Source organism: Kutzneria sp. 744 (genome assembly GCF_000568255.1).
Taxonomy (GTDB): domain Bacteria; phylum Actinomycetota; class Actinomycetes; order Mycobacteriales; family Pseudonocardiaceae; genus Kutzneria.
Genome location: NZ_KK037166.1, coordinates 5,051,855 through 5,053,448, shown reverse-complemented (window position 1 = coordinate 5,053,448; position 1,594 = coordinate 5,051,855). Strand labels below are relative to the sequence as shown.

Genomic DNA, 1,594 nt, shown 5'->3' with positions numbered 1-1,594 from the left:
CGAACCGCCGTCGGCGCCCGCGGTGACGGTGAGGGAGCCGCCACTGAGCAGGCCCTTGGCCTGAAGGTCCTTGTGCCACGGCAGCTGCTTGGCGGTCTCCTGGTTCACGGAGCTGCCGCTGCCGTCGTACGAGCTGTAGGTGACGGTCGCGCTCTTGGCGTCGCCGGTGACGTCGTAGCCGATCGAGGACACCGCACTCTGCTGGTCGTTCACGGTCTTGACGGTCGCGGTGAAGACGGCCGCATACAGGATGCACATCAGCAGCCCGAGCACCGACAGCACGGCGCCGGCGATGGCCAATCCCTTGTTGGTGGCCTTGCCGCTGCCGGCCCGGGCGATGCCGATGATCGACAGCACCAGGCCGACGATCACGAGCGGCCACGCGATCACCCCGACGAACGGGATGAAGCTGAACAGGAAGCCGATGAGGCCCAGGACGAAGCCCGCGGTGCCCAGCCCGTTGCGGGGCGGCTGACCCTGCGGCTGGACATCGGTGGCCGGCGGCGGAAAGTACGGAGCGGACATGGTGCTCACTTTCGGTCATCTCGCACTGGTGCCAGACGCATCACCGGGGCCCGGTTCGTCGTTACGTACCCTTTTCGCGTGGCGAACCTGGTCAACCTCGAGTCCGTGAGCAAGTCCTATGGCGTGAAACCGCTGCTCGACGCCGTGTCCCTAGGCGTGAACGAGGGTGATCGAATCGGGGTCGTTGGTCTGAACGGCGGCGGGAAGACCACCCTTTTGGAGGTACTGACGGGGCTGGAGCCCCCGGATGAGGGCAGGGTCAGCCAGGCCAGGGACCTGCGGATGGCGGTGGTCACGCAGCGCACGGAGCTGATCGGCGACACGGTGCGCTCGGCGGTGCTGGATCCGCACGGGTACACCTCGGAGCACGAGTGGGCCTCGGACGCCCGGGTGCGGTCGATCATGGACGGCCTCGGCATCACGGCGCTGGGGCTGGACTCGCCGGTGGGGACGATGTCGGGTGGCGAGCGGCGCCGGGTGTCGCTGGCGGCGGCGTTGATCCGCGACCTCGACCTGCTGGTGCTGGACGAGCCGACCAACCACCTGGACGTCGAGGGCGTGCGGTGGCTGGCCGAGCACCTGCTGGCCCGGCGCGGCGCGCTGGTGGTCGTGACCCACGATCGCTGGTTCCTGGACATCGTCTGCACTCGGACCTGGGAGGTCGTCGGCGGCGCGGTCGAGCAGTACGAGGGCGGCTACGCGGACTGGATCTTCGCCCGCGCCGAGCGGGCCCGGCTGGCCGACACGCTGGAGGAGAAGCGCCGCAACCTGGCCCGCAAGGAGCTGGCCTGGCTGCGCCGGGGAGCGCCGGCGCGGACGTCCAAGCCCCGGTACCGGATCGAGAACGCCGAGGCGATCATCTCGGACGTGCCGGAGCCGCGGGACAAGGTCGAGCTGATGGCCTTCGCCAAGCGCCGGCTGGGCAAGACCGTGATCGAGCTGGAGAACGTGTCGTTCTCGCTCGGCGACCGCACGCTGCTCGACGACGTGACGTGGCGGATCGGGCCGGGGGACCGGATCGGCCTGGTGGGCGTGAACGGGTCGGGCAAGACGTCGCTGCTGCGGCTGC

Annotated in this window: 2 protein-coding genes; one reads left to right on the top strand and one right to left on the bottom strand. The window is 69.7% G+C overall.

All coding sequences use genetic code 11. From position 1 onward, the window contains the following. On the bottom strand, positions 1-525 hold a 525-nt coding region (locus tag KUTG_RS61570), incomplete at its 3' end, for a DUF4190 domain-containing protein (RefSeq protein ID WP_198047278.1). A gap of 78 nt (positions 526-603) precedes the next feature. Here KUTG_RS61570 and KUTG_RS22540 point away from each other — a divergent pair. Further along, a partial coding sequence (locus KUTG_RS22540) for an ABC-F family ATP-binding cassette domain-containing protein (RefSeq protein WP_043719340.1) occupies positions 604-1,594 on the top strand: 991 nt, incomplete at its 3' end.